Consider the following 16,395-nt stretch of genomic DNA (forward strand, 5'->3'; position numbering starts at 1 on the left):
GAAGCGTCCGATCCAGGCGCCGATGGCACGATCCTTGCGGCGCAAGGGATTGCCGAATTTCACTACATTTGGCGTTGACGGACCCCATTACCCCCACTATCTTGTGGCCGTCGGTCGCAGCAACCCCAATTCCAGGGGGTGGCCCCAGTACCCCTCCGCGATCGTCAACGGCAGTGGCCGGCGCAGGTCTCATTCCCTGCGACGCCGTCCTGTCACCCTGGGCTGTCATGTCCCGGGCCGCGTCACCCGATGCATCGAGCACCCCCAATCACGCCAAGAGGACACACGCCGTGAGCACCGAATCCAGCGCCACCATCGAGAAGGAAAGCGAATTCCTGTTGACGTCGCCGCCGACGGCCAACGCGATGAGTGTGACCAAGCGCAATGGGACCACCGAACTGGTGGACCTGAACAAGATCGTGCGTGCGGTGCAGCGTTCCTCTGAAGGCCTGCACGCCGTCGATCCGATGCGCGTGGCCACCCGCACCATTTCCGGCCTGTACAACGGCGCCACCACCCGCGAGCTGGACGAGCTGTCCATCCGCACCGCCGCCCTGCTGATCGGTGAAGAGCCCGAGTACGGCCGCCTTGCCGCGCGGCTGCTGGCCAACTACATCGCCAAGGAAGTCTCGGGCCAGGAAATCTACGCCTTCTCGCAGTCGGTCAGCCGTGGCCATGAAGTCGGCCTGATCAACGACCGCCTGCTGAACTTCGTGCAGACCAATGCACGCAAGCTCAACGACGCCATCGACGGCGCGCTGGACCTGAACTTCGATTACTTCGGCCTGCGTACCCTGTACGACCGTTACCTGCTGCGCCACCCGCACACCCGCAAGGTGATCGAGACCCCGCAGCAGTTCTTCCTGCGCATCGCCAGTGCGCTGAGCGAGGACGTGTCCGAGACCCTGGCGCTGTACAAGCGCATGGGCAATCTGGACTACCTGCCGTCCAGCCCGACCCTGTTCAACTCCGGCACCACCCACGAGCAGCTGTCCTCGTGCTTCCTGCTGGACTCGCCGCAGGACTCGCTGGAGTCGATCTATGCCAAGTACGGCGACATCGCCCAGCTGTCGAAGTTCTCCGGCGGCATCGGCGTCAGCTACACCCGCGTGCGTTCGCGTGGCTCGCTGATCAAGTCGACCAACGGCCACTCCAACGGCATCGTGCCGTGGCTGAAGACCATGGATTCGTCGGTGGCCGCGGTGAACCAGGGCGGCAAGCGCAAGGGCGCGGCCTGCGTGTACCTGGAAACCTGGCACGCCGACATCGAGGACTTCCTCGAACTGCGTGACAACACCGGTGACGAAGCCCGCCGTGCGCACAACCTGAACCTGGCCAACTGGGTGCCGGACCTGTTCATGAAGCGCGTCGAGGCCGACCAGGAATGGTCGCTGTTCGATCCGCGCGTCGTGCCGGAGTTCACCGACCTGTTCGGCGAAGCCTTCGAGCAGGCCTACCTGCAGGCCGAAGCGCAGGGCAAGGCCAACCGCACCATCTCCGCGCGCAAGCTGTATGCCCGCATGATGCGTACCCTGGCCGAGACCGGCAACGGCTGGATGACCTTCAAGGACAAGTGCAACCGCGCCAGCAACCAGACCCTGCGTCCGGGCAACGTGATCCACCTGTCCAACCTGTGCACGGAAATCCTGGAGGTCACCTCCAACGATGAAACCGCGGTGTGCAACCTGGGTTCGATCAACCTGGGCAACCACTTCGACGAGCACAACGAGTTCGACTTCGAGAAGCTGGCCGAGACCGTGCGCCTGGCCGTGCGCCAGCTCGACCGTGTCATCGACCTGAACTTCTACCCGATCGAGACCGCCCGCCGCGCCAACCTGCGCTGGCGTCCGGTCGGCCTGGGCTGCATGGGCCTGCAGGACGTGTTCTTCCGCAAGCGCCTGCCGTTCGACAGCGCCGAGGCCCGCGCCCTGTCGAAGAAGATTGCCGAAGCGATCTACTTCCATGCGCTGGAAACCTCCTGCGAGCTGGCCCAGGAACGCGGCAAGCACCCGTCGTTCAACGACACCCGTGCCGCCAGCGGCGAACTGCAGTTCGACGCCTGGAACGTGGTGCCGGAAGACACCGCGCGCTGGGATGCCCTGCGTGAGCGCATCAAGGAACACGGCCTGCGCAACTCGCTGATGATCGCGATCGCGCCGACCGCGACCATCGCCTCGATCGCCGGCTGCTACGAGTGCGTCGAGCCGCAGGTGTCCAACCTGTTCAAGCGCGAGACCCTGTCCGGTGACTTCCTGCAGGTCAACCGTTACCTGGTCAACGAGCTGAAGAAGCTGGGCCTGTGGACGCCGGAAATGCGCGATGCCATCAAGCTGGCCGAGGGTTCCATCGCCGGTCTCCCGCAGATCCCGGAAGCGCTGCGCGAGGTCTATCGCACCGCGTGGGAACTGCCGATGCGTTCGCTGATCGACATGGCCGCCGAGCGTGGCGCCTTCATCGACCAGTCGGCCTCGCTCAACCTGTTCATGGAAAGCCCGAACATCGGCGCGATGTCCTCCATGTACATGTACGCCTGGAAGCAGGGCATCAAGACCACCTACTACCTGCGTTCGCGTCCGGCCACCAAGATCGCCAAGACCACGGTGAGCGCGGCGGCCCCGGCCAAGGTGTTCAGCCCGGACGAAGCCATCGCCTGCTCGCTGGAAAACCCGGAAGCCTGCGAGGCCTGCCAGTAACAGCGGCACCGCCGCGCGGTAGTGCCGGCCGCTGGCCGGCAACCCCGGCCAACGATCATCACCCACGGTAGCACCGGGCCATGCCCGGTGGCTCACCCAGGAATTCAAGGAAACACCCATGGCCGACAAGCCCAAGCAGATGCTGCTCGATCCCGGTTTTGAACTGACCCTGCGCCCGATGCGCTACCCGCAGTTCTATGACATGTACCGGAACGCGATCAAGAACACCTGGACGGTGGAAGAGATCAACTTCCAGATCGACATCACCGACCTGCACAGCAAGATGTCGCCGGGTGAGCGCCACCTGATCCACCGCCTGGTCGCGTTCTTCGCCACCGGCGATTCGATCGTGTCCAACAACCTGGTGCTGAACCTGTACCAGCACTTGAATGCGCCCGAAGCGCGCATGTACCTGTCGCGCCAGCTGTATGAAGAAGCACTGCACGTGCAGTTCTACCTGACCCTGCTCGACAACTACCTGCCGGATCCGGAAGAGCGCGCCAAGGCGTTCTCGGCGGTGGAGAACATCGACTCGATCAAGAAGAAGGCCGATTTCTGCTTCAAGTGGATCGACTCGATCCAGGACCTGACCCGCATCGAGACCCGCGCGCAGCGTCGCCAGTTCCTGCTCAACCAGATCTGCTTCGCCGCCTGCATCGAAGGCCTGTTCTTCTTCGCTGCCTTCGCCTACGTGTACTACTTCCGTTCGCGCGGCCTGCTGCCGGGCCTGGCTTCGGGCACCAACTGGGTGTTCCGCGACGAGAGCGCGCACATGGAGTTCGCGTTCGAGTCGGTGCGCGTCGTGCGTGAGGAAGAGCCGGACCTGTTCGATGACGAGATGAAGCAGCAGGTCTACGACATGCTGGCCGAAGCCATCGAGTGCGAGGTGCAGTTCGCCGAGGACGTGCTGTCCGGCGGCGTGGCCGGCATCTCGACCCGCGACATGCGCCAGTACCTGCAGCACTGCGCCGACCAGCACTTCGCCAAGCTGGGCATGGAAAAGAAGTACAACGTGCGCAACCCGCTGCCGTTCATGGAACTGCAGGACGTGCAGGAACTGACCAACTTCTTCGAACGCCGCGTCTCGGCCTACCAGGTCGGCGTGCAGGGCGAAGTCGCCTTCGACATGAACTTCTGATAGGACCGGTCAGGCCTGTCGCAACGAGAAACCCCGGCCAATGCCGGGGTTTTTCGTTTCTGTGGCGTTGAGCCATGCTCGATTGGTCTTCGCTGACAGCAGTCGAGCATGGCTCGACGCTACAAGGCGCGGCTAGCGCCGCCCTTCCACCGCCATGCGTACCGCCAGCCCGGCCAGCACCGTGCCCATCAGCCAGCGCTGCACCGTCTGCCAGGTGGGGCGCGCGGCCAGGAAGCCGGCGATGCTGCCGGCGGTCAGCGCGATGATGCCGTTCACGCTGACGCTGACCAGGATCTGGGTGGAGCCCAGCACGATCGACTGCAGCAGCACGCTGCCTTCGCTGTCCGGATGCAGGAACTGCGGCAGCAGCGACAGGTACATCACCGCCACTTTCGGGTTCAGCAGATTGGTCAGGAAGCCCATCGTGAACAGTCTGCGCGGGCTGTCCTGCGGCAGCTCGCGCACCGCGAACGGCGAACGGCCGCCGGGCCTGAGCGCCTGCCACGCCAGGTACAGCAGGTACAGCGCGCCACCGATGCGCAGCGCGTCGTAGGCAAACGGCACGGTCATCAGCAGGGCAGTGATGCCCAGTGCCGCGCACAGCATGTAGAACACGAAGCCCTGCGCCACCCCGCCCAACGAGATCAGGCCAGCCATCGGCCCCTGGCAGATCGAGCGCGAGATGACGTAGATCATGTTCGGCCCGGGCGTCAGCACCATGGCCAGGGAAACCAGCGCGAAGGCCAGCAGGTCGGAAGTGGCGGGCATGGGCGGTCCTGGCGGTGGGCGTGGCGCAGTGTAGCGCTGCCTGCACGGGGCCTGGCTTAAAATTGCCGCACCCCACACCGAAGCACCCCCATGACCCCGATCCCCGAGACCGTGCCGCCCACCGAAGTGCGCATGGCTGAAATCGTCTTCCCCAACCACACCAACCATCTCGGCACCCTGTTCGGTGGCCAGGCATTGGCATGGATGGACAAGGCCGCGTTCCTGGCCGCCGCCCGCTATTCGCGCCGTACCGTGGTGACCGCGCGCAGCGACCAGGTCGACTTCAAGCTGCCGATCCGCATCGGCCAGATGGTGGAAACCATCGGCCGCATCGTCGAGGTCGGCCGCAGCTCGATGAAGGTGGAGGTGGAACTGGTCGCCGAAGACCTGCACAGCGGCGAGCGCAAGCTGTGCACCCGCGGCCACTTCGTGATGATCGCACTGGACGAGGAAGGCCACCCGATCGCGGTACCGCCGCTGCCGGCCGCCTGAGCACGCCGGCTGAACCGGCGCTTGCAGGGGCGCCGCGGCGCCCCCATCTGGCAGCCATGACCTCGCCGCTGACCGACTTCATCGACCGCGCCCAGCGCCTGTTCGTGCTGACCGGCGCCGGGTGCAGCACCGCCTCGGGCATCCCCGATTACCGCGACACCGACGGCCAGTGGAAGCGCACCCCGCCGGTGACCTACCAGGCCTTCATGGGCGAGGTGGCCACCCGCCAGCGCTACTGGGCGCGCAGCCTGCTGGGCTGGCCGCGCTTCGGCCTGGCCCGGCCCAACGGCACCCACCACGCCCTGGCCGCGCTGGAGCGCCGCGGCAAACTGCAGCTGCTGCTCACCCAGAACGTGGATGGCCTGCACCAGCGTGCCGGCAGCCACACGGTGATCGACCTGCATGGGCGCCTGGATCAGGTGCGCTGCATGGGCTGCGAGCGGCGCAGCGATCGCGGGGCGTTCCAGCAGCGCCTGCTGGACGCCAACCCCGGCTGGGACACGCTGGAGGCCGGCATCGCGCCGGACGGCGATGCCGACCTGGAGGCTGATTTCTCCGGCTTCGTTGTACCCGATTGCGCGTACTGCGGCGGCCTGCTGAAGCCGGATGTGGTGTTCTTCGGCGAGAACGTGCCACGCGACCGCGTGGCGGCAGTGCACGATCACCTGCAGCAGGCCGACGCCGTGCTGGTGGTGGGCTCGTCGCTGATGGTCTACTCCGGGTTCCGCTTCGTGCAGGCGGCCGCCAGGGCCGGACTGCCGGTGGCCGCCGTGAATCGTGGCCGCACCCGTGCCGACGACCTGCTGCAGTTCAAGGACGAGCGGGACTGCGCCGAGGCGCTGGCGTCGGTTATCGAGCCACCGGCTGGGTAGAGTCGACTGTCAGTCGACTCTACCGACAACCCGTCCCCGCGAAACAGCGATCCATCCAGATGGTTGATCCGGGAGCCACGCAGCGGTGCAATACGCATCCCCTACGTCGTGCATTCCTGTCTTGAGCCAGCTGTTCTCGCCGATCTCGTTCGGCCCCCTGACCCTGTCCAACCGCATCGTCATCGCGCCGATGTGCCAGTACTCCGCCGAAGACGGCCGCGCCAGTGACTGGCACGCCATGCACCTGGGCAACCTGGCGCAGTCCGGCGCCGGCCTGCTGATCCTGGAAGCCACCGCGGTCGAACCGCGCGGCCGCATCAGCTGGGCCGACCTGGGGCTGTGGGACGACGGCACCGAGGCCGCGTTGGCACAGGTACTGGCCAGCGTCCGCCGCTGGTCGCCGATGCCGCTGGGCATCCAGCTGGGCCATGCCGGCCGCAAGGCATCCACCGCCCGCCCCTGGGACGGCGGTGGCCAGCTGGCGGCCGATGATGCGCGTGGCTGGGCCACCGTGGCGCCGTCGCCGCTGCCGTTCCACGCCGCCGATGCGGCGCCGCAGGCACTGGACGAGGCGGGCATTGCCGAAGTGATCGCCGCCTTCGCCGCCAGTGCGGTGCGTGCCGAGCGCCTGGGCTTCGAGCTGATCGAGCTGCATGCCGCGCACGGTTACCTGCTGCACCAGTTCCTGTCGCCGTTGAGCAACCACCGTACCGACGGTTATGGCGGCTCGCTGCCGAACCGCCTGCGCCTGCTGGTGGAAGTGTTCGACGCGGTACGCGCGGCGGTGTCGGACAAGGTCGCGGTGGGCGTGCGCATTTCCGCCAGCGACTGGGTCGAGGGTGGCTGGGACCTGGTGCAGAGCGAAGCACTGGCCCAGGTGCTGGACGCGCGCGGCTGCAACGTCCTGCATGTCTCCAGCGGCGGCCTGGACGAGCGCCAGAAGATCACCGTCGGCCCCGGTTACCAGGTGCCGTTCGCGGCGGCGATCAAGGCAAAGGTGCGCATGCCGGTCATCGCGGTGGGCATGATCACCGAGCCCGAGCAGGCTGAATCGATCCTGCGCCATCGCCACGCCGATGCCGTGGCGCTGGCGCGCGGCATTCTCTACGACCCGCGCTGGCCGTGGCATGCCGCCGCTGCCCTGCGTGACAGCGTGGACGCGGCGCCGCAGTACATGCGCTGCGAGCCGCGCGAGGCACGCGGCGTGTTCAAGGCGCGCTGAGGCTCACACCCGCCAGGCCGGCGCCATGCCGGCCCGCAGGTGTTCGAACAGCGCGCGGATCTTGGCGGTGAAGTCGCGGCGGTCGCTGACGCAGAAATAGACGTCCATCGGTTCCGGCCGCCACGCGCTGTCGGCGCCGAACACTGCCTGCAGGCGGCCATCGCGCAGGTACGGCTCGGCCACGAACGCGGCCAGCCGGGTGATGCCGGCACCGGCCACCGCCAGCGACGCCAGCGCATCGATGTCATCGCAGACCATGCTGGGCGGCAGCGCAGCGTCCACACGCTGGCCGTCCTTCAGCAGGCCCCAGCGCAATGGCCGGCCATCGGTGGGAAAGCGGTGCAGCAGCCCGCGATGGCGACCCAGTTCAGCGGGTTCCTGCGGCGTGCCATGGCCCTTCAGGTAGGCCGGCGAGGCGCAGAACACGAACGGAACACGCGCCAGCTGCCGCGCGACCACCCCGTCCTCCAGCTGGGCCCCGATGCGTATGCTGGCATCCACCGCTTCCGGGCCATGCTGCACGGCGCGGTCGGTCAGGCGCAGCTCCAGCTGCAGTTGCGGGTAGCGCTGCTGCAGCGAAGGCAGCAACGGCGCCAGCACATGGCGGCCGAACGCACTGCTGCAGGCGATGCGCAGCGGCCCAGCCGGTTCGATGTCGCCGGAGGTGACCATCGCCTGCGCGCGCGCCAGGTCGGCCTCGATGTGGCGCACCTGCGCCAGGTACAGCGCCCCGGCTTCGCTGAGCGCCAGCTGGCGCGTGCTGCGGTTCAGCAGCCGTACGCCCAGATGCGCCTCCAGCCGGTTGATGTTCTGCCCGACTGCGGTGGCACTGATGCCAAGGATGCGGGCCGCGGCGGCAATGCTGCCGGTCTCTGCGGTGCGGGTGAAGCTGCGGATCAGTTGCAACAGGTTCATGACCAACCAGCTTGCCACGATGGAGGCCAAGTATCGCTTGGGACTGAACCCATCGGTTCGGCTGCATCGGCGATCATCCCGCCGCTGGGCAGGATGCTGCCCTACACTGTGGCGATGCGCCCCGATTCCATCCTCACCCTGTCCTGCCCCGACCGTACCGGCATCGTCTATCGCGTGTCCGGCCTGCTGTTCGACCACGGCTGCAACATCCTTGACGCCCAGCAGTTCGGCGACGAGGAAAGCGGCCGCTTCTTCCTGCGCGTGCATTTCGACCGTGACGCTGGCCTGCCGCTGGAGACCGTGCACGCCGCGATGGCCACGCTCGCCCAGGACTTCGGCATGGACTGGCAGCTGCACGATGGCCGCCGCCGCGCACGCCTGCTGGTGCTGGTCAGCAAACAGGGGCATTGCCTCAACGACCTGCTGTTCCGCGCCCACAGCGGCCAGCTGAAGGTCGACATCGCGGCGGTGGCGTCCAACCACGCCGACTTCGCGCCATTGGCCGGCTCCTACCAGGTGCCGTTCCACCACCTGCCGGTGACCGCCGATACGCGCGCGGTGCAGGAGCAGCAGATCATCGATCTGGTCGAGCGCGAGCGCATCGACCTGGTGGTGCTGGCGCGCTACATGCAGATCCTGTCACCCACGCTGTGCCGCGCGCTGGCCGGCCGTGCGATCAACATCCACCACAGCTTCCTGCCCAGCTTCAAGGGCGCGCAGCCCTACCACCAGGCACACGCGCGCGGGGTCAAGATCATCGGTGCCACCGCGCACTACGTGACCGAGGATCTGGACGAAGGCCCGATCATCGAACAGGACGTGGCCCGGGTGGACCACGCGATGGCGCCGCGCGAGCTGGTGCGGCTGGGCAGTGATACCGAATCGCTGGTGCTGGCGCGTGCCGTGCGCCGCCATGTGGAGCACCGCATCCTGCTCAACGGGCACCGCACGGTGGTGTTCCGCTAGGGTCGGGTTGCACCCACCATCGCATGTTCGATCACTGCCTTCCCTTCCTTCCTGTTCGCAGGCCTGGGGCAGGTGGAGCGAACACCGTCGATATGCTCCAGAAGGCCTTGGGGTATCGGAGACCACATGGGGTCCAGGACAAAGTCCACGCCTTCGCGTCGCGCGAGCTTGGCAGCGGGGATGAAGTCGGCATCACCAGCGACCAGAACAATCTGACGGACTTGTCGTTTGAGGGAAAGCGAGGAGATGTCCAGGCCGATGCGCATATCCACGCCCTTCTGTCTGACTTCCGGGTGCAGATCCTCGGGCAGGAGCGTGGAGAATGAGCGCTTGCCTTTCAGAAGTGCATCGAGCGTTCGGGAATCGGTTGTCCACGAACTGGAATCCGCGAGGTGACCAAGGCGCAGTGCCACTTTGCGTTTCTGTTTCAGGGTTTCGTGCAGATCGATTCTGAAGAGCGCCTCGGGTGAGCGCGCATAGTTGATGCAGGTGCCCGAGATCGGGTTGTGCATTCGCTTCTGCAGGGGCGGACAGTCGTAGAAGAAGATCCGATAGAGTTGCCGTCGCTGACAACCTGAGGAGGTCAGGTGCGCGAGTGCCCACCGATGGGCTACTTCCGCGGCACGTTCGGCGTTGTTGGCGTTGTGAGGTTCGATACGGCGGAACCGCTTAACGAAGTAACCACCATCGATGAGAATCGCCGTTGGCATACCCTTGCCTTCCTGCATTCATCCAATGAAAAGCCCCCGGTTCGGCCGTCCCGCGATCTGTAGGGGGGCGTAATTGGAGGGCTGGATGGCTCATTGTGTTGCCCTTGGCCGGGCCCCTGCAAGCGGCAGAGGCGACATCCGCAGGTAGCCGGCCAGCGGCCGGCACTACCGTTGTGGGTCAGGCGATCGCGATTCCCGCCTTGCCCAGCGCCTCGCGCACCATCGCGTCGTTGGCCTCGGTCACCGGCCGGGTCAGGTCCCACAGGAACTTCACCCGGAAGCCGGACTTCACCGCGTCCTGCGCGCTCCACAGCACGCAGTAATCGCGGGCCAGGCCGCACACGTGCACTTCGCGGATGCGCCGCTCATGCAGCCAGCCGGCCAGGCCGGTGGCCGGGCGCCCGCCCTCGGGGCCGTGGTTCTCGCGGAAAGCGCTGTACGAATCCACCTGTTGGCGCGTGCCCTTGCGCAGGATCAGGTCGGCCGCAGTCCAGTCCACGCCCGGATGCAGGGCGGCACCGGCGCTGCCCTGCACGCAGTGGTCGGGCCACAGGGTCTGCGGCTGCGCATGCAGCAGGATGGTCTCGAACGGACGCTGGCCCGGGTGCTGGCTGGCGAACGAGGCATGGTCGGCCGGGTGCCAGTCCTGGGTCGCCACCACCGTGCGGTAGCGGCGTTGCGCCAACAGTCCGGCAATGGGGGCCACCAGCGCATCGCCCTGGTCGCAGGCCAGGGCGCCCCCGGGCATGAAGTCCGGCTGCAGGTCGATCACCAGCAGGGCGACATCGGCGGGCAGGGCGGTCATGGCAGTTCCGGTACAACAGAAGGGGCGACCAGCGTGGCCGCCCCATGCGCACACGTCAATCGCCCTGCGGCGTCCCAGCGTCCTGTCCGTAGTACAGCAGGCCGATCCTGATGCGCTCGCGGCCGTTCTCGCGGCGGTGGCGGTTGGCATCGCGCAGCGAGTACACGCAGCCACAGTACTCCTGCTGGTAGAACTGCTCGCGCTTGCTGATCTCGATCATGCGGCTGGCACCGCCGCCCTTGCGCCAGTTGTAGTCCCAGTACTGCAGGCCTTCATAGCGCGAGGCGGCGCGAATGCCGCAGTCGTTGATCTGCGCCATGTTCTTCCAGCGCGAGATGCCCAGCGACGAACTGATGGTGTCGTAGCCGTGTTCGTGCGCGTACAGCGCGGTGCGTTCGAAACGCATGTCGAAGCACATCGTGCAGCGGATGCCGCGCTCGGGTTCGTTCTCCATGCCGCGTGCGCGGCTGAACCAGTTGTCGGTGTCGTAGTCGCAATCGATGAACGGAATGCCGTGCTGCTCGGCGAAGCGGATATTCTCCTGCTTGCGCAGCTCGTACTCCTTCACCGGGTGGATGTTCGGGTTGTAGAAGAAGATCGCGTAGTCGATCCCGGAGGCGGTGATCGCTTCCATCACTTCGCCGGAACAGGGCGCGCAGCATGAATGCAGCAGCAGGCGCTTGCCGTCGGCGGGCAGGGTCAGGGTGGGGCGTTGGAACTCGGTCATCGTCGGGTGCGTCAGGGCGTGGAAGCGGGCTGGCCGGATACCGTGAACAGGACGCGCGCGGCCACACCGCCTGCGCGCGCAGGACGGCGACGGCCCCGGCACCCTCCCCGCGGAGAGTCCAGGTCGAATCAGGGGACGGTCGTGTCCCCCGGCCGGGGCCGGTATTCGGGCTGATGGACACGGGCCGCAGCCCACCTACTCCCTGCCGCTTCCCAGGCGTGAGCCCAGTGCTGTTGGCAGGATTCGTTTCCATTCACCGCTGCGGGGCAGCTCCGGAATGGGCGCGCCAGGCGCCTTCACCGGATTCCCGTTTAAATCCCTGCCACCATCCAGACACGGCAGGGATACCTTCGGCGTGTGCAAGGTGGACCTGTTGGCCGCAGGGGTCAAGCCCGGGGTCGGATCCTCGTTGACCCGCACCGGGCCCTGACCCCCGCAAACGCCTTCAGCATCCCGCCGCCGCCCGGGCCCGGATGTCGTCCAGCCGCTGGTCGTGCAGCAGGCGCCCGTTCTCCCACACGGTCACCATCGCGTCCTCGAAGCCGACCGGCAGGGTGTCGTCGCCGTTGGCCGGCAGTGGCACCGTATGCAGGCTACCGTCATCCAGGCGGCGCAGCAGGCGCATGCGGCCACGCTTGCTGGTCTTGCCGGCATCGGTGACCGGATCCTTGTATACATCGACCCACTCACCGTCGACCCGTGCCGCCGAGCACTTCAGCGCGAACTTCTGCGTGTCGCGGTCCAGTCGCTGCAGCAGGGCGCCGCCCATGCCGAAGGCCACGTTGTCGGCCGCGTAACCGTCGCCCGTGATGCGCTGCAGGATGGCGCGGATCGTGTCGGGGTTGATGCCATCGCCCTGGATCACCCGCACGTGGTTGAGCACGCGATAGCCCTTGCCGTTGATCACGTGGCCGAACGCTTCATCCAGCCGGCGCAGGCTTTCGGCCACCACCTCCACCGGGTCGCCCGAGTCGGGCCGGATGACCAGGGTGGCGCCCGAGGCGATCACTGCATCGCGCAGGGTGGTACCCCAGTGCTCGCTGATCGCGCGGTAGATGTCATAGCTGTCCGACACGACCGCCACGATCGCACCGGGCTTGCCGAACTGACGCAGCATGTTGCGGTAGGCGTCCACTTCACGCTCGCGGCCCCAGCTGGTGATGGTGCTGTGCTCGGCGGCGGGAATCGAATAGCCGGCCATCGGCGCGTGATAGTGCGCGCGGGCCAGGCACAGGGCCGATACGGTATCGGTGCCGAGGAAGTTGACCAGGTGCGCGGCACCGCCCAGCGCGGCCGATTCCAGGCTCGATACACCGCGCGCGCCGAAGTCGTGCAGCTTGAACGGCAGCTGCCCCTGCGGATCGTCGCTGGTCTGCTGCAGGAACGCGGCAATCGTCTGCCGTGCGTGCCAGCTGATGGTGGCCACGGTGACCGGATACCACACGCGCAGCAGCAGCGTTTCCAGGTACGACGGCACCCAGAACGCGGCCGGATCGGTCGACTCGATCGTCATCAGTGCCTGATGGGTGGGCACCACGCAACCCTCGGGCACGGCACGGATGCGTACCGGCAGGTGGCCGCCAAGCCGGTCGACGATATCGCGCCAGCCGGTCTCGTTGAACGGTTCGCCATGCGCGGCGAACACCGCAGCAGCGTCGTCGATGTCGTCGTGGGTGACCGGCCGCGCCAGCGCGTCCTTGAGGATCGCCTGCAGGCCGAAGAACACCGTGCGATCGTGCAGGCCGCCACGCGATTCGACGTAGAAGAACGTGGCATCGGTACCCGGGGGGTACTGCAGCCAATGGCTGGCCTTGTAGCTGTCGGTGTTGAGGAGAAGATTATCGAGGTAGTGCATGACGGAAGCTCCTTCGCGTCGGGTGGCACCGGCGGTCTATCCGCCGGTGGGGAGGCCGGGCCTGTCAGCCGCGGCCGAGGAAATACTCCAGGATGTGCAGGTGGTCTTCGAACAGCTGCGGGCCCATGTCCAGGGCTTCACTCACCGGTACCCAGCGCGCCTTGTCGGCGTCATCGCCGCCGCGCACCGGCGGCAGTTCGCCGGCGGGGAATTCGAAGTGGAAACCGTGGGTGATGGTGCGGCCGCGCTGGCTGCGGTCGGGGTGGTCGAAGACCTGCTGGCCCTTCAGTGACCCCTTCAGCACCGGCAGCGGGATCTTCAGCCGGGTTTCCTCGCGCAGTTCGCGCAGGCAGCTGTCGAGCAGGCTCTGTTCCTGGCCGACGAAACCGCCGGGCAATGCCCACAGCCCCTTGCCGGGTTCCGAGCGGCGGCGCACCAGCAGCACGTGGCCCGAATGCACCACCACCGCATCGGTGGTGACGAAGGTCGGCGCGTAGGGCGCATCCTTCCAGGCGGCCTTGTACTGTTCGATGAAGCGGTACTCGGCCACCAGCTGGGCATAGGCCGGCGCGCTCTTGCGGAACGCTTCGAGCATGTCGAACACCGGCGCCGGCACATTGCCACGCAGCATCAGCAATGCACCGTGGAAGTCCACGTCGCCGGCCTCGAACAGGTAACGCCGCAGTTCGGTGGCCGACAGCGTGGCGGTGTGCTGCACGTCCACCAGCGGCCACTGCGGGAACTCGCGCAGGTAGTAGCTGGACGCATCCTTGTCCATGCCGATCAGGCCGACTCTGGCATCGGCGGCGGCGCCGTCGTTGCGCAGGGCGTCAGCCACCTGGCGCTGCACGTTGGCGATCCACTGTGCTTCGTTGTACAGGTGGTCACGCAGCGGGCGGATCAGCAGGCGGTCGCCGTGGCCGTCGAGGGCCGCCTGGATCATCACGGCACGTTCGGCCACGGTCCAGGGATTGCGGAGGCTGCGGGGGGTATCGGCAGAGCCGACCAGGAAGATCAGCTTGCGGGCCCGGCTCAGGGCCAGGCGGGCAACGGCGGCGTGGCCGTTGTGGAAGGGCTCGAATCGCCCGATGAAGACGAGATAGTCGAATTCCATGAGAATCCCTCATGTCGTTGTGGCAGCCGCGGGTCTGTCCCTTGGCTTGCTGCAGATGCTACGCCGATGGACGGGCGGGTCAAGCCTGCAGCCACGCTTTCTGCTGAACGGCGCATTGCGTGCGCGGACTGCGCCGTTGTTCTCAGGCCCTGAGAAGCCTCTGCGCCATACTGCAACCCACGCGGCGGACGGCATGCTCGGGGGCAAGACAGTGGCGGACAAGTACTGCGATCTGGTCATGAAAGGCGGCATCACCAGCGGCATCGTGTACCCCAATGCGGTACTGGCGCTGGCCCGCGAGTATCGTTTCAAGAGCATCGGCGGCACTTCAGCCGGCGCCATTGCGGCAGCGGTGGCGGCTGCGGCGGCCTGCGGTGATCGCCGCATGCAGGCTGGCGAGCAGCTGGCGGGCGACGCCGGCTATGGCGGGCTGTCGGCGGTGTCGGCACAGCTGTCGCGGCGCGGGTTCATCTACAGCCTGTTCCAGCCGGCGCGCGGCGCGCGCGCGGCCTATCGCCTGCTGGTGGTGCTGACCGGCAATGCCAGCCTGCCGCACAAGCTGCTGTGCCTGGCCGTCGCCGTATTCGAGATCGCGCCGCTGGAAGTGCTGGTGTCGTTGGCGCTGCTGCTCGGGCTGGGCGGGTGGGGCGGTGGCTGGAGCGGGGTGGCCGCGACGCTGCTGCCGTCACTGCTGTGCGCGTACGGGGCTGGCGTCGCTGGCGCGGTGCTGCGGGTGGCACGGGTGGCGCGGCGCAACCTGCTGGGCCTGTGCAGTGGTCTCGGTCGCGATGCACGCAAGCCGGCATTGACCGAGTGGCTGCATGCGTGCCTGCAGCAGTTGTCCGGCAAGCCGCTGGATGCACCGTTGACCTTCGCCGACCTGCACGATGCGCCGCGCTATGCCGGTGAGCCGGTCAGCCCGCATGCGATCAGCCTGCAGATGATCACCACCTGCATCTCGCACAACGAGCCGCGCACGCTGCCACTGGGCGGCGCGCAGTTCTGGTTCCTGCGCGAGGAGTTCGAACAGCTGTTCCCCGCCAGCGTCGTGCAGTGGCTGGTGAGCCAGGCCGGCCCGCCGCTGGAGGTGGACGGGCGGCACTATTACCACCTGCCGCAGGGCCCGAAGCTGCCGGTGCTGGTGGCCACGCGCATGAGCCTGAGCTTCCCGCTGCTGATCAGCGCGGTGCCGCTGCATGAACCCTCACGCCGCGAACGACGCTGCGAACCGACCGCCCCTGCGGCCGACCCGGAGCACAACGTGGCCGACAGCATGGAGGGGCTGACCAGTGCCGGGCAGGCCTGCGGCCCGGTGATCACCGCCTTCCGCATCTGCTGGTTCTCCGATGGCGGCATCAGCAGCAACTTCCCGATCCATCTGTTCGACGCCGCCCTGCCGCGTTGGCCGACCTTCGCCATCAACCTGGTCTATCCGCAGCACGCCGAAGCAGTGAGCCAGGGCAGCGGCAGCCGGCAGGCGCTGGAGCATGCGGTGTTCCTGCCCACCGAAAACCGCCACGGCTGGCAACGGCATTACCAGTCCATTGCCACGCCGCTGGCCGCAGCCGAACTGGGGCGCTTCCTGTTCGCCGTCGTGGCGACCATGCAGAACTGGCGCGACCTGCTGCAGGCACGCGCACCGGGCTATCGCGACCGCATCGTGCACGTCAGCCTGCAGGGCGACGAGGGTGGCATGAACCTGGACATGCCGCAGGAGGTGCTGACCCGCATCGCCGACAAGGGCAGCCTGGCCGGTGCGCGTTTCTGTTCGTTCTCGTTCGAGAACCACTACTGGATCCGCTGGCGCAACCTGGCCTCGGCCTACCAGCGCTACACGCTGGAGGTGGCGCGCACCGATGATTCGGCGCAGCAGGTGCTGGCTTACCGCGCGGCGTATTCGATGGTCGCCCGCGGTGAACCGTCACCGCCCTCGTACAAGCTGGGCTCGGAAGACAAGCGGCTGGCCTCGCAGCAACTGTGGGGGCTGATGGTCGAGCAGGGACGTGCCTGGGAGGACCTCGGCCCCGACCTCACTGACGGTGCACCACGCCCGCTGCCGCAGATGAAGGTCACGCCGATCTACTGATCTCCGCCGCAGCCGATTGAACTGTTCTGGTG

14 protein-coding genes and 1 riboswitch are annotated in these 16,395 nt (G+C 67.0%); of the genes, 7 read left to right on the forward strand and 7 right to left on the reverse strand.

Annotated elements, in window-relative coordinates; all coding sequences use genetic code 11:
- The first annotated feature begins 290 nt into the window (after nucleotides 1-290).
- Together LRM18_RS05540 and LRM18_RS05545 are read left to right on the forward strand one after the other, a co-directional pair.
- Nucleotides 291-2,693, forward strand: a complete 2,403-nt coding sequence (locus LRM18_RS05540; protein WP_057494534.1) for a ribonucleoside-diphosphate reductase subunit alpha — start codon at nucleotides 291-293, stop codon at nucleotides 2,691-2,693.
- A 118-nt stretch (nucleotides 2,694-2,811) separates the two neighbouring features.
- Nucleotides 2,812-3,831: a ribonucleotide-diphosphate reductase subunit beta gene (locus LRM18_RS05545; RefSeq protein WP_014035600.1), complete on the forward strand. Its 1,020-nt coding sequence runs from the start codon at nucleotides 2,812-2,814 to the stop codon at nucleotides 3,829-3,831.
- 132 nt (nucleotides 3,832-3,963) lie between these two features.
- On the opposite strand, the gene LRM18_RS05550 is transcribed toward LRM18_RS05545, so the two are convergent.
- Nucleotides 3,964-4,599, reverse strand: a complete 636-nt coding sequence (locus tag LRM18_RS05550; RefSeq protein ID WP_270952195.1) for a LysE family translocator — start codon at nucleotides 4,597-4,599, stop codon at nucleotides 3,964-3,966.
- Nucleotides 4,600-4,689: 90 nt separating this feature from the next.
- Between LRM18_RS05550 and LRM18_RS05555 the strand changes: the two genes are divergently transcribed.
- The 3 genes from LRM18_RS05555 to LRM18_RS05565 all read left to right on the forward strand — a co-directional run bounded on the left by LRM18_RS05555 (nucleotide 4,690) and on the right by LRM18_RS05565 (nucleotide 7,185).
- Nucleotides 4,690-5,091 carry an acyl-CoA thioesterase gene (locus tag LRM18_RS05555; RefSeq protein WP_004153688.1) on the forward strand — a complete coding sequence of 134 codons (402 nt, stop codon included), beginning with the start codon at nucleotides 4,690-4,692 and terminating at the stop codon, nucleotides 5,089-5,091.
- Between the two features lie 56 nt (nucleotides 5,092-5,147).
- Nucleotides 5,148-5,963: an NAD-dependent protein deacetylase gene (locus LRM18_RS05560; RefSeq protein ID WP_197639355.1), complete on the forward strand. Its 816-nt coding sequence runs from the start codon at nucleotides 5,148-5,150 to the stop codon at nucleotides 5,961-5,963.
- 121 nt (nucleotides 5,964-6,084) lie between these two features.
- Nucleotides 6,085-7,185, forward strand: coding sequence for an NADH:flavin oxidoreductase/NADH oxidase (locus tag LRM18_RS05565; protein WP_270952204.1), 1,101 nt, complete (start codon nucleotides 6,085-6,087; stop codon nucleotides 7,183-7,185).
- Nucleotides 7,186-7,188: 3 nt separating this feature from the next.
- On the opposite strand, the gene LRM18_RS05570 is transcribed toward LRM18_RS05565, so the two are convergent.
- Nucleotides 7,189-8,100 (reverse strand): LysR family transcriptional regulator, encoded by a 912-nt coding sequence (locus LRM18_RS05570; RefSeq protein ID WP_270952205.1) that lies wholly within the window; start codon nucleotides 8,098-8,100, stop codon nucleotides 7,189-7,191.
- 114 nt (nucleotides 8,101-8,214) lie between these two features.
- On the opposite strand from LRM18_RS05570, the gene purU reads away from it, so the two are divergent.
- The gene (gene purU, locus LRM18_RS05575) at nucleotides 8,215-9,066 is read left to right on the forward strand and encodes a formyltetrahydrofolate deformylase (RefSeq protein ID WP_270952438.1); all 852 of its coding nucleotides are present in this window, start codon (nucleotides 8,215-8,217) and stop codon (nucleotides 9,064-9,066) included.
- On the opposite strand, the gene LRM18_RS05580 is transcribed toward purU, so the two are convergent.
- From LRM18_RS05580 to LRM18_RS05600, 5 genes are all read right to left on the reverse strand, one after another.
- Nucleotides 9,063-9,794, reverse strand: coding sequence for an NYN domain-containing protein (locus LRM18_RS05580; protein WP_270952207.1), 732 nt, complete (start codon nucleotides 9,792-9,794; stop codon nucleotides 9,063-9,065). The two genes, purU and LRM18_RS05580, sit on opposite strands and share 4 nt — an antisense overlap.
- Nucleotides 9,795-9,954: 160 nt before the next feature.
- Nucleotides 9,955-10,581, reverse strand: a complete 627-nt coding sequence (pncA, locus tag LRM18_RS05585) for a bifunctional nicotinamidase/pyrazinamidase (protein ID WP_270952209.1) — start codon at nucleotides 10,579-10,581, stop codon at nucleotides 9,955-9,957.
- Nucleotides 10,582-10,636: 55 nt separating this feature from the next.
- Nucleotides 10,637-11,308, reverse strand: coding sequence for an epoxyqueuosine reductase QueH (locus LRM18_RS05590; RefSeq protein ID WP_049415804.1), 672 nt, complete (start codon nucleotides 11,306-11,308; stop codon nucleotides 10,637-10,639).
- A gap of 138 nt (nucleotides 11,309-11,446) precedes the next feature.
- Nucleotides 11,447-11,675: riboswitch (cobalamin riboswitch) on the reverse strand.
- Nucleotides 11,676-11,753: 78 nt separating this feature from the next.
- On the reverse strand, nucleotides 11,754-13,163 hold the full coding sequence (locus LRM18_RS05595) for a nicotinate phosphoribosyltransferase (RefSeq protein WP_270952213.1): 1,410 nt from the start codon (nucleotides 13,161-13,163) through the stop codon (nucleotides 11,754-11,756).
- A 64-nt stretch (nucleotides 13,164-13,227) separates the two neighbouring features.
- A complete protein-coding gene (locus LRM18_RS05600) occupies nucleotides 13,228-14,283 on the reverse strand; it encodes a bifunctional nicotinamide-nucleotide adenylyltransferase/Nudix hydroxylase (protein ID WP_154583090.1) in 1,056 nt (351 codons plus the stop codon).
- A gap of 187 nt (nucleotides 14,284-14,470) precedes the next feature.
- Between LRM18_RS05600 and LRM18_RS05605 the strand changes: the two genes are divergently transcribed.
- Complete coding sequence (locus tag LRM18_RS05605; protein WP_270952215.1) at nucleotides 14,471-16,363, forward strand: patatin-like phospholipase family protein; 1,893 nt, start codon at nucleotides 14,471-14,473, stop codon at nucleotides 16,361-16,363.
- Nucleotides 16,364-16,395 lie beyond the last annotated feature (32 nt).

It is taken from the genome of Stenotrophomonas sp. PI_27, from assembly GCF_027854495.1.
Classification (GTDB): Bacteria; Pseudomonadota; Gammaproteobacteria; order Xanthomonadales; family Xanthomonadaceae; genus Stenotrophomonas; species Stenotrophomonas pavanii.